Genomic DNA, 19,778 nt, shown 5'->3' on the forward strand with positions numbered 1-19,778 from the left:
AAGCAAACACACACGGCAAGAATCACATGCTTAACACCATTTCTCCGTTGGATGTAACAACTTTTATTCTTTTAAAAGATATATTGTATTTCTCCGAATAATTTCTAACTTGTTCCTGCAAAATATTTTTGATTAAAGAAACATTCTTACTGTCAATAACATTAACATTGAAAATTGTCAGAATCAGAGTTTCGCTTTCCACATCAGCATACCGCAACGAAAGTCTTGATATTAAATCTCTAAGTCCCGGATCCGATGCTAAGAATATATTTAATTGCGAAGCAATTAACCTTCCCACGTACTCAAAATTCGTTATATCGTGTTTATCCTTAATGATATCTAATGCAGTTGATAGTTCTTCTGTTTCCAGAAGAGTTCTCGTCTCGAAGTCAGAACGCGATATGCGCATATGAAAATAGTCTTTTACATCGTCAATATTCTGCACTATTCTAAAAGCTGTTCTCTTATAGGAATTATAAGCTGTTACAACCATATATTTTATATCTGAATCGCTGCTTAAAACAACTCTTTTTATTGCAAGTCCCGCAGACTGCATTTTTTGTATCGCCCGCGAAATTACCTCATCATCTTCATACATAAGCTCGTCAAGCTCCATATCAAGATATAAAGTCTTGCCGACAATATACGCTTTTGAATCCTGATCACAGTCTTTTTTTACAAGTTTTTCCAAACTTTGTGCAAGTTCATTTTTAGGATAAGTTACGCCGACGCAGGCATTGAACGAAAAAACAATTATGAACAAAAGTATTATATATTTTAAAGTTTTCACAATAGCTACAATCCTTCATTCATAGCCCGTCCCGCACACTCGAATCAGCCGGTTTAGTCTTTCTTTTTCCGACAGTTTCCATTATTTCTTCCAACTCGTCAAAATCCAGCTCTTTTTCAGCTACAAGCTTTTTAGCGACGGCATCAACAGCAGTCCAATTTGTTTTTAGAAATTTTTCAATTTTTGCATAACATAAATTCATTATTGATATTGTCTCATTATTGAGTTTTTCTTTAAGACTCTGCGACATCTCTTCTCGCGGTATAGCGGAAAAATCGCCGATAAAACCATTGTTTCCCATTCCCATTTTCCATACCATGCTGTTTGCCGTGACCATAGCGTGTCTAAAATCCGCAGAAACTCCAGTCGTAGTTGTATTATACTTAATTTTTTCAGCGACATATCCTGCGAGAGAAACCATAATATCCGAAAGCAATTCTTCTTTATGCTCGCTATGAAGTTCCTCTCTGGGAACAGGAGCTACAAGTCCAAGCGACCCCTGATGGGATTTTACCGTAACTTTAAATACGTCGTCGGTGGGATGCATCAAATATATAGCTACTGCGTGTCCGGCTTCATGATATGCCGTCATCTCTAGCTCTTTAGGCGTCATATTAATATGTGTTTCAATACCCAAATCTATTCTGTCCATAGCTTCTGACAAATCTTTAGCATCAATAACTTCTTTCTTTTTTCTCGCCGCTATCAATGCCGCTTCTTTTATTATATTTTCAATGTCGGCAGGCGACTTATATACGGATTTCTTTGCAAGCCTGTCTATTTTTACTTCAGGCGAAACTTTTACTTTTTCAAAATAGAAATCAAACAGTTGCTCTCTTTCTTTTAAATTTGGCAGAGTAATAGCAATTTTTCTATCAAAACGTCCGGGTCTTAAAAGCGCTTTATCTAAAACGTTCTCATCTGCATTTGTAGCCGCTATAACAATGACATTGCTTTTCTTGTTGTCAATCCCGTCCATTTCTACAAGGAGCTGGTTTTGCGTGCTGTTTGTTTCTTCTCCTCCTCCCATATAAGAAAAAGTTCTGCCTCTTCCTATAACTTCGATTTCATCGATAAAAACCACACAGGCGCCGTCGGTGTAAGCGTATTCTCTGGCTTTTCTAAAAAGATTTCTCATTCTGCTTGCGCCTACGCCCACAAATACCTCGACAAATTCACTACCTGCCATTGAAATAAATGGCACTCCGCATTCTGTCGCAATAGCTCTTGCAAGCAGCGTCTTCCCACAGCCGGGCGGTCCTATTAAGAGGATGCCTTTAATGATTTTCCCACCGATTTTTTGGAGCTGTTTTCTATCCTTGATAAGCTGAACTACTTCAAGCGCTTCTTTTTTTGCACTTTCAAGCCCGATGACTTCTTTAAAAGAAATTTCTACGTCTTTATCTTTGATTTTGTTTTTCTTCAGTTTTCCAAAACTATTTCTAGACATTACGTACATATACATAAAAACAAAAGCGGCAGCACTTGCAAAGGCTACGAGGATGTTCATTGGCAGCGTTGCAACCGTCATGGTTCTGTAAAACGATTCGAGCTTACTCAATCCCCAAATTGAAAGACCTATAAGAATGACCACAACCAAAACCGCAATCACCCACATTTTATTGTTTATTAAAAACAATTTAAACTTACGCATCATTACAGTATCCCTCTAAAGCCATGCATTTATAATTTACAAACCAGCAATTATTTTTTCGCTTTACCTTGATTTGCCACTGCTTCCATAGCTTTTTTAACAGCTTCAGGATCGCCTAAATAGTAATTTTTAACAGGCTTCAAATTTTCATCAAGCTCATATATAAGTGGCATTGCGGTAGGTATGTTTAAACTCACTATATCGTTATCGCTTATATTATCAAGATATTTCACCAAAGCTCTCAGACTGTTGCCATGCGCCGCTATAATAATTTTTTTGCCTGATTTTATCTTTGGGACAATTTCTTTCTCCCAATAAGGCACAACTCTTGCAACAGTATCTTTTAAACATTCTGTTAGAGGAATTTTATCCTTTGAAAGTCCTGAATACCTTGCCTCTCTACCGGGATATCTCTCGTCATTTTCATCTAAAGCCATCGGCGGAGTATCGTAGCTCCTCCTCCAGACTTTTACCTGTTCTTCGCCATACTTTGCGGCTGTTTCAGCTTTATTTAATCCCTGCAGAGCGCCATAATGCCTTTCATTTAACCTCCAATTCTTAACAACAGGAACCCATAATAAATCCATTGTATTTAGGACATTCCAAAGAGTTTTAATCGCCCTTTTAAGAACGGACGTATATGCCAAATCAAAAGTAAAACCGTCTTTTTTTAACTGTCCTCCGGCTTTCAAAGCTTCTTCATTGCCTTTCTCGGATAAATCAACATCCGACCAGCCTGTAAATCTGTTTTCTTTATTCCAAACGCTTTCGCCGTGTCTGATTAAAACAATCTTATACATTGATTACACTTCCTCCCGAAATCTCATTTTTCAGATTAAATATTTAGTTAGATATACAACAATTTAAGGCAAATAACTTCTTAAACAGCGCATTAATAACTGTTAAATGAACGTACAAAACATTGTCATTTTCAACGTCCGCTTATCGCTTTATTTCTCATTTATCAAATATATTCGGATAAAACGCAATATAAAAAAGTCAGCTTTTTTATTTTTTACCTGATAAATCTACTAAGTTAAAACTTGTAAGAATTTGTGTTTTTTTACCTGCTTTCATATTATTCTGTCTGCGACTATAGTAGCAGTATTTTGTTGTTTCGTTGTCATAACTATTTTTAATAAAAAAATTAAATTATGAGGCAGGACTTCCGTTCATTCTCTGCCGCAGAAAAAATCTTTTATACTTTTTATGCGGAAAAGTTAAAAACAGAAATTATTTTTTTTGTATTTTTAACTTCGTAGAATTTTAGACTGCGACATGCAAGCTGCCACACAGTTTCACACGAATTGGAGTAGTTGTATTTTCTCTCGTTATTATATGAAAGAGAGATACCTTCTTTATATCCGTCAAGACAAATATATAAGAACTGAAAGTCCTATTGTTTTCATTAACTACTTTTTGTATAGCAATTTCTGACATTGTTTCTTCAATTTTTTTATCAAAAGTTTTCAGCTATGTTTCTTACTGCCGTTTTTACATCTGTGCCACTACAAAGACTTAACAGGAGAACAAGCACAAAATCGGAAGACTACGCTTTCCCACAATTACAGAAAACACGATTGGGTAGCAACTCTATTTCTTTTTATTGATATCCGCAGATTCCAATACGATATTTAATAAACCTATCGGGCTTCCTAATTCCATATATACTGGAATTCTCCTTTTATCGTCAGTAAGCCAAACAGTCACTCTGCTGCTTATTAAATCTGCTGCGTCTGCATCTTTTCGCATCAGGGGTTCAACCACAAAGCAATTGAACTTGCCCAATTTAGTTTCTATTGCCTCTTTCCTTAAAACTTTTACCGCCGAAAACCACATTGAATACCCGTAACAGTCGTCTAAAACACATTCGACTCCTACTTTTAAATCAAGTGTTCTTATATAGTATAATGCCGTTAAAATATCTTGCACATACTCATCGGCGTTTCCCTCTTGCGTTGAACCGTCGTCATACAACAAACACGTCTGTTGCGTAGGATCGAAACCAAGCTGCTCTTTTGCGATGTCGGACAAATAAGTATTATAAAAAGAATCAAGAAAAGGCTTCTTTTCCGCATAGAAATATATATGATGCGCTTTTCTTCTGCCTACCCTATTAAAACCCCTTAATTCCAAGTTTGCACAACCTAACGGAACGTAATTCCATAAAATAGTGTATGTAAGTTTTTCGTATTCAGAAAGCTGATATCTTCCACGTTTTTGCCAGATATATTTTCTTTTCTTTTCATTGGTTCTTTCACATTTTCCTTCAGGCTTTTTATAAACAGAAGAACTTTGTCCTTTTTTTGTCGTATGAAAATTACCATTGCCAAAACAGTATGACTCCGGAACAAAAACAAATAGACAAAACAACATCAATAATATATCAATTTTTTTTTGCATCTTTAATTATAAAATTTACAGCTTGTTTTAAAGTTTTACACACGGCAACAGGCTTCACTTTTTCTTTTGCTAACTTGTTCCGCTGCTTTTTGCCGTGCCCTGTAAGAACCAAAATACCTTTGCCGTTTATATTAAAACCAAGCAGATAATCTCTTACACTGTCTCCGACAGCATAAGATTTCTCAAGATCTATGTTAAACTCTTCCGCTCCCCGCAGTGCCATACCCGTTTTAGGTTTTCTGCAGCAGCACTTATCGGAATCGACGTGTGGACAATAATAAAGAGCATCTATTTTTGCTCCGACTGCTTCAAGTACGGACAAAAATTTTTCATTTACTTTTTGTAAATCTTTCTCTGTAAACATTCCCCTGCCAATGCCGGACTGATTTGTTACAACTATTATTTTAAAACCTGCAGCTCGCAATTTATTTATGCTTTTCGCAGCGAATGAATAAAGTTTTACCTGCTCGGGCGAACTTAAATAATTTCTGTCAAAGATGACCGTCCCGTCTCTGTCCAAAAAGACGGCAGGCACTTTAACAATTTCCGCTCCCATTGTTCCTTTCCCGTTTTAAACTGCAGTTTTACGACAAGAACCGCAATTCTTTCTTTTATATCCAAACTAATATTTTGAAACTTAACTGCGTCTTTTGCCGTGACAATAAAACACGAATTTTTTCCTTTCTGGTTCATTATCTTTTCAAGCATATTATTATTGTAAACGCTGTGATCTCTTAAAACTATGCTATCTTTTATTTCAATCCCGGACTTCCTAATAGAATTTTCAAAACCTTTAGCAAAACCTATGGCACTTAAGGAGTACACATCGGACTTTCTTAAAATCTCAAGATTGAAATCCGCAGCTAAATCCGCCGTTTTATATTCAAATCCGCCGTAATGAGTTATAACAGATATCTGTCCCGATAAAACAAATAGCGTTTTTTCCAATCTTTTTAATTCCTCGTATGAAACCATATCGGAATTCGTAATAATTACAAGTCCTGCTCTTTTTAAAGCTTTCGGTTTTTCTCTTAAAATCCCCGCAGGTATGAGCATTCCATTGCCGAAAGGGTTTGCCGCATTTACGCAAACTATGTCTAAATCTCTTTGAATATTCCAGTGCTGAAATCCGTCATCTAAAACATAGACATCAGGATTTATCTCTCTTTCGTATTTTAAAGCATTGTTATATCTGTCGGCTCCGACAATTACACAAGCTTGCGGAACACTTTCTGCAATTAAAAGCGGCTCATCGCCGCTGTCCGTCGCTCCGATACCGACCGCTCCATCTTTTAACATGACGGAAGCTTTATTCCTTCTACGGTAGCCACGCGTTAAGACCATAGGCTTTAAATTATTTTTTACAAGCAAATTTAAAAGTTCAATTACAACCGGCGTTTTGCCCGTGCCTCCCCACGTAATATTGCCCACGCTTATTACCGGCTTTGAAAATTTTTTGGGACGGCTGAACCTTCTATCCGCTTCGCATAAAATAGAGTAAATCAAAGCAAGCGGATACAAAAACTTACTCATTTATTTTCAAGTTCCCAAAGTTTTACGTATTTCATCAAAGTATAAAACGAAGAATACAACATCGCAAGCACAAATCCAGACAAACCGTCAAGAAATCCCTTTTTAATAAAATACATTTTTATAAAAATCACCAAAGGATTTATAAGAAGATTTAAAACTCGGAATTTCTTGCCATTTTTAAACATTTCTTTGGAACGCAAATCAGTGTATAAATCAGACTTCTTTACAAACTGTTTTACGCTGTCGCAAGTAAGATGCAGAATATCGCTTTTAAAATAAAATTTTCTGCCCTTGTAATCAATACTTTCATGCACCATCTGGTCTTTGTAATGCATTTTGTTTTTATTAAAAAACACAGGATGCGTATAATTCGGATAGCCCGAATGTAAAATCCACTTATTTATAAATCTGTTTTTCCTTGGAGCAACAAAGGCATAACCTTTCGGAGAATTTTTCAGCTCATACTCTATTTCCTCTCTTAATGCGGGTGTTATTCTTTCATCCGCGTCAAGACATATAACCCATTCGTAAGAGCATTGCGACAAAGCAAAATTTCTCTGTTTGCTGAAATATTCAAACTTATTTTGCACAACTCTACAACCCATCTTTTTAGCAATCTCTACAGTAGCGTCTACGCTGAAATCATCGACTATGATAATTTCGTCAGCCCACTTAATGCTTTCAATGCAGTCTTTAATATGTCTTTCTTCATTTTTTGTCAAAACATAAGCTGAAACTTTTATCATCGTTACCACCATTCATATTATACTAAATATTTCCGGCTTGCTGCCCGTAAGCGCTTTGTAAAGCAGATTGGGAACATACGGGCAATTTTTGTCTGCTTTTGCGAAAGAATAAAACAATTTCCATGATACCTCTCAAAATCTGTTACTTATGAGTTCTTCCTCAAATCGCTTACACAGGAATGACAGACTGAATATCCATTATTTTTTATACGCTTCCAATATGCTTTTAACATTTCTTCTACTGTAAAATTCTTTTTCACAAACTGCCTGACCGCTATGCTCATTCATTTTATAAAATTTATCAATAACTTTTTGCAGAGCATAAGGAAGTTAAAAGTTCAATCGAAATGCCTATTGCTTTCTAAATAAAAATTCTGGATTACCGCTTATTATGGAAACAACGGCTTATCAAATCAAAAAGGAAGAAATACAATATCGGGACTTGCTTTATTTATAACCAAATATTAAATTGTTCTTAGTATCTCTGCCATTATAAGAATCCCGTACAAGAATTGCATATAACTATTTCTCGAGAACCCACTATGACAGAAGCAATCTGCCCGTCTTTTTTCATTCTTTCGGAAGCACTTGATCGTCAGCGTAAAAAGCTATTTCTACTTAACTGACAGCTCTACTATGCTTTGCTGCAGCTTACAGTCTTACCGACATAATACAGTGACACAATCAAAACTTTACCGACTCAAAGTTTTCCCATTTAGAATTGAATAATTTAAACTGACACATTCTAAATGAATGGTTTTTTTCAAACTGCTTTAGTTTATTTTCAAAGCGTTTGTTGCGATAGGCAATAATTATAATATCGGTCATTTTTAATAGTTTACTATTTCTTTATATAAAAAAACTTGCGCAAATCCGGGCGAGTTCCGCGTTCTTTCAGAAAACAAAACTACCTTTCTTATGTTCACATTTAACAGCAATGTAAAAGCGTCTTTTGAGAAGTTTAAAAAACTGCTTATAAAATACCGCAAAAATAATACGACATTCTCTAAAATGTCAAGTATTATTGTAATGAATTTAATTGTCATTGTCTTGTTTTACTTTTATAACATTCTAAACATATTTGCTATACTGCCAATTATGTACGCTAATATTGAATCTATACTGGATAAAGTCGTCCAATCTCACACGTTATGTGAAAAAGAGATTTTATATCTTCTTGAAACGAAAGATACAAAGAAACTTTTTTCTGCTGCAGACGAAATACGCAAAAAATACAGCGGCGACGAAGTGCATCTGCGGGCGCTTATAGAATTTTCAAACTACTGTAAACAAAACTGTCTATATTGCGGTTTGAGAAGAGATAATTCCCATGTAACGCGCTACCGCGTAGAGCCGCAAGATATAATAGAATCAGCAAGAAAAGCAAAAAATTATGGTTATAAAACTATTGTCTTACAGTCGGGCGAAGATTCTTATTATACCGTCGAAAGAATGGCAAAAATTATTTCAGGCATTAAAGATTTCGATTTTGTTGTTACATTGAGCATAGGCGAGAAAACTTTTGAGGAATATAAGGCATATCGCGATGCCGGCGCCGACAGATATTTACTGAGAATTGAAACCACAGATGAAACTCTTTATAATAAGCTTAATCCCGGAATGAGCTTGAAAAATAGGATGCTGTGCATTGAAAATATAAAAAAGCTGGGGTATGAAGTTGGTTCAGGAATAATTGCGGGACTTCCGGGACAAACGCTGGAAAGTATTGCAAAAGATATTGTTTATCTTAAATCAATTCCCGTAGATATGGCAGGCATAGGACCTTTTATTTATCACCCCGACACTCCAATTGAAAATATAAAAGGCGACTTTTTCGAGCTGTCACTTAAAATTATAACAATTTTACGACTGCTTATGCCTGACATCAATATACCTGCGACAACAGCAATGGACACATTAAACAAAGAGGGGCGTTTAATCGCTCTGCAAAGCGGAGCAAATGTCATTATGCCGAGTATTACTGAAACAGTTTACAGAAAGTACTACGAAATATATCCCGGCAAAGTTTGTCTCGGCGCAACGCCGGCAGACTGTAGGTATTGTACAGAAAATAAAATTAAATCGATAAATAGAAGAATATCGACAGGAAAAGGATTTCATATCAGGCAGAGCGGGTTGTAAAGCGTAATAGATAAAGTCCGGGTTTCAAGAACAAAACAGAGTAAATCTGATTAAAACCACTAGTAGAATAATTCTTGTTTTGTTTGTTAAGCCTTATGATAATAATCTGTTGCCAAAAAGTTGAAGTAATTGCAATTGAAAACCGCCGTCCGAGAACTGTTGTTGATAAAATACGGAATAATCTGACTAAAACTACTATTTTTTTGTAGCGGCACTTAGCATGGCGGCAGCAAAAGAAAACGCTGCCGGAGTAGAGAAAATAGGCAGAGTAATGATGACGATATTTGTAGTTTTTTGTACAGCGTACGACTGCTATTGCAGAGATTAACTTGAAAAAATTGTGGTTTACAATAATTATGTGATTCGGGCAAAGCCGCAAGAGCGGTCAAAGAGGAAACAAGTATCATTAACAGCGATGTGCAAGAATGTGATTGAAGAACAAATTCCTGAATACAAAAAATGTGTCAGTGCGGGAAGTCAAACAAATAAGCAGTAATCGCAAGAGAGCGGAAGTTCTTTATAATACTCATATTGATATTCAACAGAGACACTCCACTATCATTTAAAGAGAAGATAATTTTATTACAAAGGTAATTTCTTGACGCTTTTCTAGAACGCGGTAGAAGATAAAATGAAAAAAGTTATATGTGTATATGTATGTATATTTTTGGCGGCGGGCTGTGGTAATGGTAAGCTGCATGATATTGGAAGCTCTGCGAATTCTGTCGTTGATAAATCCGGTGTTGATAAATCTGATATTAATAAAAAAGTAAGCAAAGACACAACGCCGCCAACATCTGAGCCTTTATTAAATCCTTTAGAGGAATTGTGTGGTGATGGAAATTATAAACCGTATCTTTGGCATTCTGTTATTTCTTATATTATAAACGCAGTTATTTTTCTTCCGTTAGAAGGTATTACGGTTGAAAATTATACAGATTTTGCGACTTTTTTTGGTATATTAAGAATGTTTTCCACTCTGAGTTTTCCTGTGCATGTGGCTTTCACAAATCTTTCTTTTTTGTTTAAGTCAAAAATAAGTTTAGCTTCTTTGGCTTTAGATGCATTCTTGTCGTTAAGCGTGTTTATATTAAATGAACAATTAATAACTTATCAACTTCTTAATTATATTTTTAGGAATAATTCTATTTATTTCCTTGTTACTCAATTTTTTCTTGAGAGTGTCCGACTGCTTGCGTATCCTCATCTCTTGTTTTTATAGTAATCTTTCTTCCTTTGACAAAAGTAACGAAAGAGATTATACGCGTATGTTTATGTATATTTTTGATTGCTGGCTGTCAGCCAAAAGAAAAGATTGTTTATAAATATTTACCTGCTGAACCTGTTGACAATTCTGTTATCAGTGCTGATAATAATCCCGCCGGTGATGAGCCTAAGCTGCCAGAGCCTACAGCTTTGAGATGGTATAATAAACCGCTTACAATTGGGATTATTTTGATCATAGTTTTTGCAGCTTTATTATTTAAAAGGTAAATTCGAAAGAGAATTATCATCTGCCATAGAAGTAGATACGGATAAAAAACGAGATCGCGCCTGTGACAGCAGACGCAGACAAGTAAAATGTGAAAAATAACAATCAGAACAAAAGAGAATAGAGGAGTGGCGGGATAGAATATGGCAATTATTAGCATGGCAGTTGAGCGTGAGAGACAGAAACTGAAAGAGGAAGAAGAGAGATGTCGTCAGGACTACGAGAAAAATTAACGGGAAGAAGAAAAAAAACGTGGAATTGAGACAGGGACGAGAGAAAATGATACGGGAATCCGAAAACTGGCGACTAAAAGTTAATGAATGTAGCGCAAAATATAATGAAGCGAGAGTAAAATTCGTTAAACAAGGGAAGACGCTGAAGAAATTATTGAATCGAGAAAACCAGCTAGAGAGAATCCGCAAGATGCTGGAACTCATTTACACCAACGGATACCAAAACGAAAGAATAGAATTGGACAATGAACTCACGGAACTGAAACAGATAATCGTGAAACAGAAAGAGTTGAAAGGCGAATTGTTTAATCAAAGAGAACAGGCAAAATATGAATTTACCGATAGCATTATAACGTCGCCATTATCATCATGACTTTATAAAAATTAAATCGGATATATACTTGCCTAAGCTGTTTAGTCGTCTTATGTGTAGAGCTTGGCTCCTTTAAAAACAGAGCAGAGCGTGTTTAAATAGTCCGAAAATTGAAGATGAAAATATTAAATATTTTTTTACATCTTTGTTTTTTTGTGTTTCCGCTTTGGTTGTTCTTCTAAAAATAAAAATGCTCCACAGTCTCCAAAAGCTCCAGAATGTCCAAAGTGTTCAGAAGCTCTAAAATAGAGAAAGAGGAATCTATTAAAAAACCTAACATATCCGAGACTTTTAGGGCTGCAAATATTTGGAGGAAATACAGGTAAGAAGGGAATTTGCTGAAAAAATTGGCACGCTAAAGACTAAATACCAGAGAGAAAAGGCATTTAAATTATGCTCGCAAAAAATGCGACAAGATTTGTTAGAAAAATATCCGCTAGAATAGAAAGAAAAACCAACTGAAACCTCAGAATTCAAGCAGCAGGCGGGAAAGGCTCTCAGAAGTATTTTTAAAGAATTAGACAAAATTATTTTAGAAGAATTTACATCGACAAACAACAAGGGATATATAACGTATTCATCGTCTCAGCTTGAAGTTCTTAACGAAAAAAAAACAATAAACACAAACCCATACCCCACAAAAAATATCTTGCGTTGCTAAGCCTCAAGAACAACTATTGTTCGACTTTAGTGGAAAAGAAAGCAGCTACAATGTTACTGAAAAAGCTCTAACCGCCAAAAATTAGGATAAAAACAAAATATATACAATTGAAAAACATGAGATTTTACTATAAGCAAGCTCCGAAAAAATGGCGGAAAAGAAGCAATGTCGGTGGTTGCCGATGTTAGAAAATATCAAAAGATATGTTTATAGAGAAACAAAAAAACAAATGCTTGACGATACACTCCTGCTTTCAACTGTTTGTCTCAAGGCAAACATTGATGTTTATGGCAGCAACGGCAAAAAACAATTCCCTTCGAGATAAATTTGTTAAGAGCAAAAAGTACAAAATTTTACAACGGGCAAATTTATTTGATTTTTAACAATCTTGTAATCGAACATCTGCTATCTTATGCTGGCAAGGCTCTGCCCCGCTTATTTTTACGATTAAAAGTGTCGATGGTTGGAAGTCGCGGTGTAGGCGGTCATCTTCATAGTTTATTTTTGGGATTGAAATTCATTTTTAGAACAAAATATGTTTTCATTACTATATCTTCATAATCAAAAAGCTTCTTTTTAACCAAAATCCTATTGTAAGCAGTATAAACCTTCTGAACAGAAACAAGAGCTAAGAATGACGAAAGCGCCGACATACATATTTCTTAGCGGCATCTCATGGGATAAATCCAATTAATTTAAAATTGTTAAAAAAAAATTAAATATTGCTATAATATGCCCATTACCTATAAAAATCTCATTAATTTAATTTTCAGGGGCCATAGTTAAACGGGAGAATATATCGTTCGCAACGATAAGATGCGGGTTCAATTCCCGCTGGCTCCACAAAGTTCTTTTTTGCAGCGCCGTAAAATTTGAGAAACAGAATATTTTCTATAGATACTCTATAAGCTAATTGCGTGCTATTAACTCAACACATGATAATGTTATAAATTTATGGAGCAGTTTAAAGAAATGACTTGCTTTATTATTTTGCCGTTTACTCTTGAAAAAGGAGGCGAGATAAGAATGTCAAAGTTAAAAAGTCTAGTATTAGCATTTGCTCTTTTATGTTAAAATCTTGTCTTGAATATGCCCATGATACTCCATGAGAATTTTCATTTTGGATATTTATCGTTAGTATTCTATCAGCGCTTTTAGTTCCAAAAAATTCTTTAATATGCCAGCTTTCAATAGCGTTCGCGAGTTCGTCAATTTTTTACATTTTTATAAGTTATTTGCCTGAAAAACGTAAAAGAAATTCTTAAAGTACGTCTAAATAATTCTCATAAGGAGATGAGAATGAGAGAATCTTGTGTGTTAAAATCTTGTCTTGAGTATATCCATGATATTCCAAGAGCGTTTTCATTTTTGATATTTATCGTTAGTATTATATTAGCGCTTTTAGCCCCAAAAAATTCTTTAATCTGCCATCTTTCAATAGCGTTCGCGAGTTCGTCAATTTTTTACATTTTTATAAGTTATTTGCCTGAAAAACGTAAAAGAAAAATGCTTAAAGTCCATCTAAATAATTCTTATAAGGAGATGAGGAAGAATATATTAAGCGAAATTCTTCGTGCGACTGATAGCCATTGTAATTCGGAGGAAATAGAAAAACTTCTTAATCATAAATACTTTGAAGAAACTTTTGACAATAAAAAATGGGATGTTTTTTATAATGCTATTAACAGGGATAATCATTATATAGAAGATATTCTTAATGAATTTGAGCTGTTTAACCGAGAGTTGGATACTGTTATATTGCTTTGTCCGCTTAAGGAGAATGCATATAATACATTTAAAAATGTTCAAGACTGTATATTTACATTACAAAAGCTTGACTATAAAACCTATGAAGACAATATAAAGCCATTCTGCAGAACATTATCTGAGATATTTGAGCACTTTGATTTTGCGAATGGATACCATGATAACGATCCTATTCAAGACCGTATAGACGCTTTGTAAGGAGTATGATAATGGAAAATTTACAAGTATACGGAAATTTAGCGCGAAGAACTTATTACGACGATACCTTAAGTATCCATGAAATATTAAATAAGGTTCATTGTTCAGACGCATTATCCTTCTTAAAAAGAGTGTCAGATAATAGCGCGGATTTAGTGATAACTTCTCCGCCTTATTTTCAACAGCGGGATTATGGCGGCGGAGGTATTGGCAATGAGGCGGCAGAAGATGAGTATATAAATAATTTAGTGCCTGTATTTAATGAATGTTCCCGTGTTGTTAAATCGACAGGGGCAATAGTTTTTAATTTGGGCGACAAATATCTAAATGGTAATTTATCGTTAATCCCATATAAATTTGCTCTTAAAGTATTAAACGATAAAAAAGTTTTTTTAATCAAATTACTTGGGTAAAAACAAACCCTACTCCCAGACAAGAATATAGAAAATTAATACAATCTACCGAACCATTTTTTATATTTGCTAAAACAAAAGACTATTGCTTTAAATTAGACGAATTTTTAAGCCATTTGGATAGGAAAAACAAAAAAATAACTTCTAACTCCTCAAAGATAGGAAAAAAATATTTTGATACTATAAACCACTCAAATCTAACAGCACAAGAGAAAGCAAATGCAACTCGTGAATTAGAGAAAGTTATAAAAGAAGTGCAACTTGGTAAAATAGAAAGTTTCAGAATGAAAATTCGCGGCATTCACAAAGAAGCATATGGCGGCATGGAAGGCGGGAGAAATAACCAAATTAAAAGAAACGGATTTACAATAATTAAGATAACAGGAAATGCTATGAAAAAAGATTTAATAGAAAGTCCTGTTGAAATAACAAAAGGTAATAGACATACAGCCGTTTATCCACTATATATAATACAAGAATTAGTAAAATTGCTATCCAACAGCGGTGATATTGTATTAGATCCTTTTTGTGGTAGCGGAACTACTTGCGTCGCCGCTAAAAATCTCGGAAGGAAATATTTAGGGATAGAAATAAACCCTGAATATGTGTCTTTGTCAGAAGAGAGAATACAAGGAAGCAAATAACTATGAGGAGTTTTTTATATGAGTGAAAGAGATATTTTAGAAAAGGCATATAAAGAGGCTTCTGAATTAAATAGTGATGATATACCAAGCATGATCAAAAAAGATATAGATATATTGATTACAAATATAGAAAGCAATAAATCTCTGATTTCTGCTTTAACTACAAGCCTTTTAAAGAAAGTGCTTTTTTGACATTGGCTACAAGAGAAGAAATTAAATTGGAAAAATACGGACGATATAAAGAAAATAATAGACGCTTCCAGTGGCTGCTGGAAAACAATAAACATTCTGGAGTTTTATATAAGCACAAGAATATCGGAAGCGTTAAATTCTGACTTCAATTTTGTAGATTTTGGCAATCATACGATTAAAATATAATCCGATGGAATTTTTAGAACTAAAAACCGCAAGTTTCGCATAATAAAGATACCGCAATATTTGGAAAAGCATTTATTAGAACTCAAGAAGGAGCGAAGTAAAAACTGCAAAATTAAAACTATAAAAATAGCGGTTTATTCAAACGGCGGTAGTCCAAACACGGAAACGGCGTCAAGCTACTTAAAGAAGTTTTATAAAAAGCAAGGGTTTGAGGTGTTTCATTCGCATTGTTTGAGACATGCGTTCGCCGCGCAATATCTTTTAAGGTATAAAGATATTTATGGGTTGTCAAAAATATTAGGACACCATTCGGCAACTGTCGCGGAGAAATATTACGGACACTTGATAGAGAACTATTATAACACAACCATGTCCAAATTTGAGCTTGTTTAAAATAAAGGTTACAATGATTTCTATAAATTTTCTATAAAAAGTTTTTTGAGTTGGATCTGTTGGAATAGTTGAAACATTATTTAATTGATATTTAAAACGGCATATTGGAATTTGTCATATATATCAACGTAAAATCGCTTTGTATATATCAATTCCCGCTGGCTCCACAACAATATTTTTCAACGATAAAGTATTATATTTTCTCCGGAAATATATTTTTTATCCCTCAGTTATTCATAGGCGTCAATTATTCTTATTTTTTAAATGACAGTCAAAACGGCAGTTTGAATCTTTTCCACCTTTATTACAGCAATTACAACTGCCCTTTATTAGGCGTTTTACCGCAAGCGCTGCGGCAACCGACACAACCGTGATTATTATTATATTCTGCAACACTTTAAAGCCCTTTTAAAACATTTTAAATTTTACACAACGACAAAAGAGCGAAGCTGGCGACAAAACATTCCAAACTCCGATCCGTTTTTCCTTCACACGCCTATTTTTAGCAACATCCCAAGCTGAAAGACAATAAATGAAGCTATCCACGCAAAAACCGTACTCCCTATAATAAGAAGCGCAAGCCATTTATAACTTGAACCGGTTTCTTTAAAAAAAACCATCACAGACACAACGCAAGGAGCGTATATCAAACAAAAAATAAGAAAAGCCACGCCTTTAAGCGGCGACCAGTCCTTACTAGTGGCAATCTTTTCTCTTAAAGGACGGGCATCTTCGGAACCTACTTCGCCAATAGAATAAATAGTACCTAAGGTGCTGACAATTACTTCTTTTGCGGCAAACCCGGCTATCAAAGCAATAGCTCTGTTGCCGTCCATGCCTATAGGTTTAAGCAAAGGTTCGAGAATTTTTCCTGCTCTGCCCGCAATACTATACTCCAATTGCGCCGCCGCTTTTTCAGCTTTAGTAAGACTTTCATTTACAGGAGCTTTGGGATACGCAAATACTGCCCATATCAAAATTGATATCAAAACAATTACAGTTCCGGCTTTACGCACATAGAGCCAGCTTCTCTCCCACATTTTTAAAAATAAACCCTTAATTGTGGGGAGGTGGTAGGGAGGAAGTTCCATGACAAAATGAGCCGACGTTTCCTTTAATAAAACTGTAACGCTTAAGAGTTTTGCAATGCTTAAAGCAATAACAACGCTTAAAAAGTACATAAAAAACATCACGCCCGTCTGATATCTCGCCGAAAAAAAAGCTCCTATAATCAGAGCAAATACCGGAAGCTTGGCGCCGCATATCATAAACGGCACCACAAACATAGTTATAAGTCTGTCGCGTTTTGAATCTAAAGTTCTCGTCGCCAAAATACCGGGTACCGCGCATCCGTTAGTTGAAAGCATTAAAGGCAGAAACGACTTCCCATGAAGTCCGAATCTGCTCATAATTTTATCCATCACAAAAGCGGCTCTAGCCATATATCCAGAATCTTCAAAAAATGCAATCGCAAAAAACATAAGCATCACAAGCGGAAAAAATCCGAGTACGCCGCCGACTCCGCCAATTATCCCGTCAACAACCAAAGACCGCACCGGACCGTCTGGAATAATCTTTGCGACAGTTTCACCGAACCATTTAAAAAATAAACCGAAGAGTTTTACCATAGGTCCTGAAAGAGTGAACGTGAATTTAAAAATTATATGCATCACCGCAGCAAAAATGGGAATTCCCAAATATCTGTTAAGCACAAAATTATCAATAATTTCGGTTACGTCAATCTTTTCTTGACCTGTTCTTTTTACAACTGTTTTTACTACAGAGTTCGCAAAACCGTAACGCTTATTGGCTATTTCAGTTTTCGCTTCTCTGCCAAAATGCTCTTTGATATGATTTCTGCTTTTTTCAATTTGCTTTAAGATTTCAGCTTTATTATCAGCTTCGCAAACGAGCTTTAACGCCAAAGCATCACCATCTAAAAGTTTTATCGAAAGCCACCTTTTAGGAAGTTTTGACAATCTGGAATCTTTTGAGATAAGATTTTCAAGTTTATCAGTTTCTTCTTTAATGTCTTCGCCGTAATCAACCTTAATTCTTGTACGATTTTGAAGTTTTGCGTTTTCGACAACGTTTATAATACAATCCAAAATATCGACGATTCTTATCGCTCGGCTTGCAACCGTCGCAAACACCGGAACTCCTAAAAGATCTGACATTGCTTTCTTATCGGCAGTTTTTCCATGCGATTCTAGAATGTCAACCATGTTTAAAGCTATTATGACAGGCACATCGAGTTCCATTATCTGAGTAAACAAATAGAGATTGCGCTCCATATTAGCAGCATCAATCACATTAATTACAACGTCAGGCTTTTCGTCAAGCAAAAAATCTCTTGTTACCACTTCGTCATCGGAATACGCAGAAAGACTGTACGCACCGGGCAAATCAATAAAGGTTATGTCATAGCCTTTGTAACTTTTTGAGCTTTCTTTTTTTTCTACCGTTACTCCTGGATAATTGCCGACATGCTGATTAGAACCCGTCAAACCGTTAAAAATTGTGGATTTACCGATGTTGGGATTGCCTGCAAGGGCAACTATAATATTTTTATTTGCCATTATATATTATCCCCCTTTTAACAGAATCTTATCAGCAATTTTATTGCTCAAAGCAATTTTTGAACCTTTTACTTTAACCATTACGCTGCCTTTCAGACCGGTATTCTCAATAACAGTTAAATACTCGCCTGGAACAAAACCCATTTCAAGAAGCCTGTGTCCCAACTTATTATCATCGCAATAAGCTATAACAAATCTATAAACGCCGGGTCCAGCGTCGCTTAATTTGGCCATGCCGTTATACTTAAGACAACTATCAAATGCCTTATAATTTTGAAAATGAGCCTTTATCCAGCGTTTATGCCAATATTCATAACCACGTTTTATAGCTTTTTTTAAATACTCCATCATTAATCAGCCTCATTTTTAGCTATATATAATTATTTTAGTTTTATCTAACTCTTATAGATATTAATATCACTTGCAAATTTTAATTTATTAATAATTCTCATATTTTTCTAAATATCTTCTTAAATTAACTGAATCTTCATCTTTTACAAGAAAATATTCCTTTAAAAGAGTACATAACCTCTCAAGTCTGTGTACGGTTTCCAAACCGATGAAGTGCTCTATTTCGCAGGCTTCCTTATCGGCGATTTTACTGTCTATAAACAGCATATTATTTAAAAATCTATATAATATTTCATGTTTTCCTTGAATCTCCAAAGCTATTTTTTCCCCCTTATTAGTTAAATCAACATATCCGTATTTTTCGTGTATTGCCAGTTCGTTTTCGGCTAAAAAATTAATTGCAATGTTAACGCTCGAGCTTTTAACATTTAAAGATTTGGCAATATCGCCGATTCTTACGTGTTTTTTCTTTCTTTTCAACATCATGATAGTCTCTAGATAATTTTCAAGCGAGGCGCTTAAATTGTTAAGAGACTCACTTCTTTTAAACTTTACCATTGAAACCCTCTAAAGCAAAATATAAATGTTAGGTTAATATAAAATTTTTTGATATGTTTGTCAAGTATAGATACAAAACATACGTTCACATATTTTAAATTCTTTACGGATTTAGGCGCATGCTGAGAAAAAAAGAAATGAAACACAAACAGATAAGTAAAGAAAAAACAGTAAATCTTATTAGAGAACATGGAAATTTTATACGTTTTTTGACACTTTTTCGCACTTTTTCGCACATAAGTTAAAATTTGACTAGACTGCGATTTTTTGTAAGTAAGCAAGGATAAAAAAAGCAACGGCTACGAATGAGGAGTGGGAAGAGAGGTATAAACAAGTATCGAGAGAAAGCGGATTAACACTGCACGAGGCAAAATGTAAAGTATTGAGAGCAAGAGAGCGGGAACTGATGAAAGAAGAAATAATAGAAGAGACGGACAACCGGAAAGAGTTTGAGGAAGCGATAGAAGGTG

General features: G+C 35.0%; 21 protein-coding genes and 1 tRNA gene. 11 read left to right on the forward strand and 11 right to left on the reverse strand.

Annotated elements, in window-relative coordinates:
• Positions 1–22 precede the first annotated feature (22 nt).
• From LE179_RS03520 to LE179_RS03550, 7 genes are all read right to left on the reverse strand, one after another.
• Positions 23–790, reverse strand: a complete 768-nt coding sequence (locus LE179_RS03520; RefSeq protein ID WP_374128990.1) for a hypothetical protein — start codon at positions 788–790, stop codon at positions 23–25.
• A gap of 19 nt (positions 791–809) precedes the next feature.
• Positions 810–2,444: an AAA family ATPase gene (locus tag LE179_RS03525; protein WP_374128991.1), complete on the reverse strand. Its 1,635-nt coding sequence runs from the start codon at positions 2,442–2,444 to the stop codon at positions 810–812.
• A 50-nt stretch (positions 2,445–2,494) separates the two neighbouring features.
• The gene (gene gpmA, locus LE179_RS03530) at positions 2,495–3,244 is read right to left on the reverse strand and encodes a 2,3-diphosphoglycerate-dependent phosphoglycerate mutase (RefSeq protein ID WP_374128992.1); all 750 of its coding nucleotides are present in this window, start codon (positions 3,242–3,244) and stop codon (positions 2,495–2,497) included.
• 793 nt (positions 3,245–4,037) lie between these two features.
• Positions 4,038–4,847 (reverse strand): DUF3108 domain-containing protein, encoded by an 810-nt coding sequence (locus LE179_RS03535; RefSeq protein WP_374128993.1) that lies wholly within the window; start codon positions 4,845–4,847, stop codon positions 4,038–4,040.
• Positions 4,831–5,403: a D-glycero-alpha-D-manno-heptose-1,7-bisphosphate 7-phosphatase gene (locus LE179_RS03540; protein ID WP_374128994.1), complete on the reverse strand. Its 573-nt coding sequence runs from the start codon at positions 5,401–5,403 to the stop codon at positions 4,831–4,833. The genes LE179_RS03535 and LE179_RS03540 overlap by 17 nt, the downstream gene beginning before the upstream one ends.
• The gene (gene lpxK / locus LE179_RS03545) at positions 5,325–6,380 is read right to left on the reverse strand and encodes a tetraacyldisaccharide 4'-kinase (protein WP_374128995.1); all 1,056 of its coding nucleotides are present in this window, start codon (positions 6,378–6,380) and stop codon (positions 5,325–5,327) included. The genes LE179_RS03540 and lpxK overlap by 79 nt, the downstream gene beginning before the upstream one ends.
• On the reverse strand, positions 6,377–7,126 hold the full coding sequence (locus LE179_RS03550; protein WP_374128996.1) for a glycosyltransferase family 2 protein: 750 nt from the start codon (positions 7,124–7,126) through the stop codon (positions 6,377–6,379). Before LE179_RS03550 ends, lpxK begins: the two co-directional genes overlap by 4 nt.
• 1,110 nt (positions 7,127–8,236) lie before the next feature.
• On the opposite strand from LE179_RS03550, the gene hydE reads away from it, so the two are divergent.
• The 5 genes from hydE to LE179_RS03575 all read left to right on the forward strand — a co-directional run bounded on the left by hydE (position 8,237) and on the right by LE179_RS03575 (position 12,352).
• Positions 8,237–9,268, forward strand: coding sequence for a [FeFe] hydrogenase H-cluster radical SAM maturase HydE (gene hydE, locus LE179_RS03555; protein WP_374129010.1), 1,032 nt, complete (start codon positions 8,237–8,239; stop codon positions 9,266–9,268).
• A gap of 631 nt (positions 9,269–9,899) precedes the next feature.
• Positions 9,900–10,490 carry a hypothetical protein gene (locus tag LE179_RS03560; RefSeq protein ID WP_374128997.1) on the forward strand — a complete coding sequence of 197 codons (591 nt, stop codon included), beginning with the start codon at positions 9,900–9,902 and terminating at the stop codon, positions 10,488–10,490.
• 14 nt (positions 10,491–10,504) lie between these two features.
• Positions 10,505–10,762, forward strand: a complete 258-nt coding sequence (locus LE179_RS03565) for a hypothetical protein (RefSeq protein ID WP_374128998.1) — start codon at positions 10,505–10,507, stop codon at positions 10,760–10,762.
• 277 nt (positions 10,763–11,039) lie between these two features.
• Positions 11,040–11,366, forward strand: a complete 327-nt coding sequence (locus LE179_RS03570; RefSeq protein WP_374128999.1) for a hypothetical protein — start codon at positions 11,040–11,042, stop codon at positions 11,364–11,366.
• An 842-nt stretch (positions 11,367–12,208) separates the two neighbouring features.
• A complete protein-coding gene (locus LE179_RS03575) occupies positions 12,209–12,352 on the forward strand; it encodes a hypothetical protein (RefSeq protein ID WP_374129000.1) in 144 nt (47 codons plus the stop codon).
• A 166-nt stretch (positions 12,353–12,518) separates the two neighbouring features.
• Here the strand turns inward: LE179_RS03575 and LE179_RS03580 are convergent, their stop codons facing one another.
• Complete coding sequence (locus tag LE179_RS03580) at positions 12,519–12,680, reverse strand: hypothetical protein (protein WP_374129001.1); 162 nt, start codon at positions 12,678–12,680, stop codon at positions 12,519–12,521.
• Positions 12,681–12,799: 119 nt separating this feature from the next.
• Between LE179_RS03580 and LE179_RS03585 the strand changes: the two genes are divergently transcribed.
• The 6 genes from LE179_RS03585 (at position 12,800) to LE179_RS03610 (ending at position 15,820) form a co-directional block, all read left to right on the forward strand.
• Positions 12,800–12,870: transfer RNA gene (locus LE179_RS03585), tRNA-Ala, on the forward strand.
• 639 nt (positions 12,871–13,509) lie between these two features.
• Positions 13,510–13,992, forward strand: a complete 483-nt coding sequence (locus LE179_RS03590) for a hypothetical protein (protein ID WP_374129002.1) — start codon at positions 13,510–13,512, stop codon at positions 13,990–13,992.
• An 11-nt stretch (positions 13,993–14,003) separates the two neighbouring features.
• Positions 14,004–14,405, forward strand: coding sequence for a DNA methyltransferase (locus LE179_RS03595; protein ID WP_374129003.1), 402 nt, complete (start codon positions 14,004–14,006; stop codon positions 14,403–14,405).
• A complete protein-coding gene (locus LE179_RS03600; RefSeq protein WP_374129011.1) occupies positions 14,393–15,049 on the forward strand; it encodes a DNA methyltransferase in 657 nt (218 codons plus the stop codon). The genes LE179_RS03595 and LE179_RS03600 overlap by 13 nt, the downstream gene beginning before the upstream one ends.
• Before the next feature lie 18 nt (positions 15,050–15,067).
• Positions 15,068–15,241, forward strand: a complete 174-nt coding sequence (locus LE179_RS03605) for a hypothetical protein (protein WP_374129004.1) — start codon at positions 15,068–15,070, stop codon at positions 15,239–15,241.
• A 195-nt stretch (positions 15,242–15,436) separates the two neighbouring features.
• Positions 15,437–15,820: a site-specific integrase gene (locus LE179_RS03610; protein ID WP_374129012.1), complete on the forward strand. Its 384-nt coding sequence runs from the start codon at positions 15,437–15,439 to the stop codon at positions 15,818–15,820.
• 488 nt (positions 15,821–16,308) lie between these two features.
• Here the strand turns inward: LE179_RS03610 and feoB are convergent, their stop codons facing one another.
• The 3 genes from feoB to LE179_RS03625 all read right to left on the reverse strand — a co-directional run bounded on the left by feoB (position 16,309) and on the right by LE179_RS03625 (position 19,308).
• A complete protein-coding gene (gene feoB, locus LE179_RS03615; RefSeq protein WP_374129005.1) occupies positions 16,309–18,399 on the reverse strand; it encodes a ferrous iron transport protein B in 2,091 nt (696 codons plus the stop codon).
• A gap of 6 nt (positions 18,400–18,405) precedes the next feature.
• On the reverse strand, positions 18,406–18,750 hold the full coding sequence (locus LE179_RS03620; RefSeq protein WP_374129006.1) for a ferrous iron transport protein A: 345 nt from the start codon (positions 18,748–18,750) through the stop codon (positions 18,406–18,408).
• An 87-nt stretch (positions 18,751–18,837) separates the two neighbouring features.
• On the reverse strand, positions 18,838–19,308 hold the full coding sequence (locus LE179_RS03625) for a metal-dependent transcriptional regulator (RefSeq protein ID WP_374129007.1): 471 nt from the start codon (positions 19,306–19,308) through the stop codon (positions 18,838–18,840).
• Positions 19,309–19,778 lie beyond the last annotated feature (470 nt).

It is taken from the genome of Candidatus Endomicrobiellum agilis (genome assembly GCF_020328115.1).
Classification (GTDB): Bacteria; Elusimicrobiota; Endomicrobiia; order Endomicrobiales; family Endomicrobiaceae; genus Endomicrobiellum; species Endomicrobiellum agilis.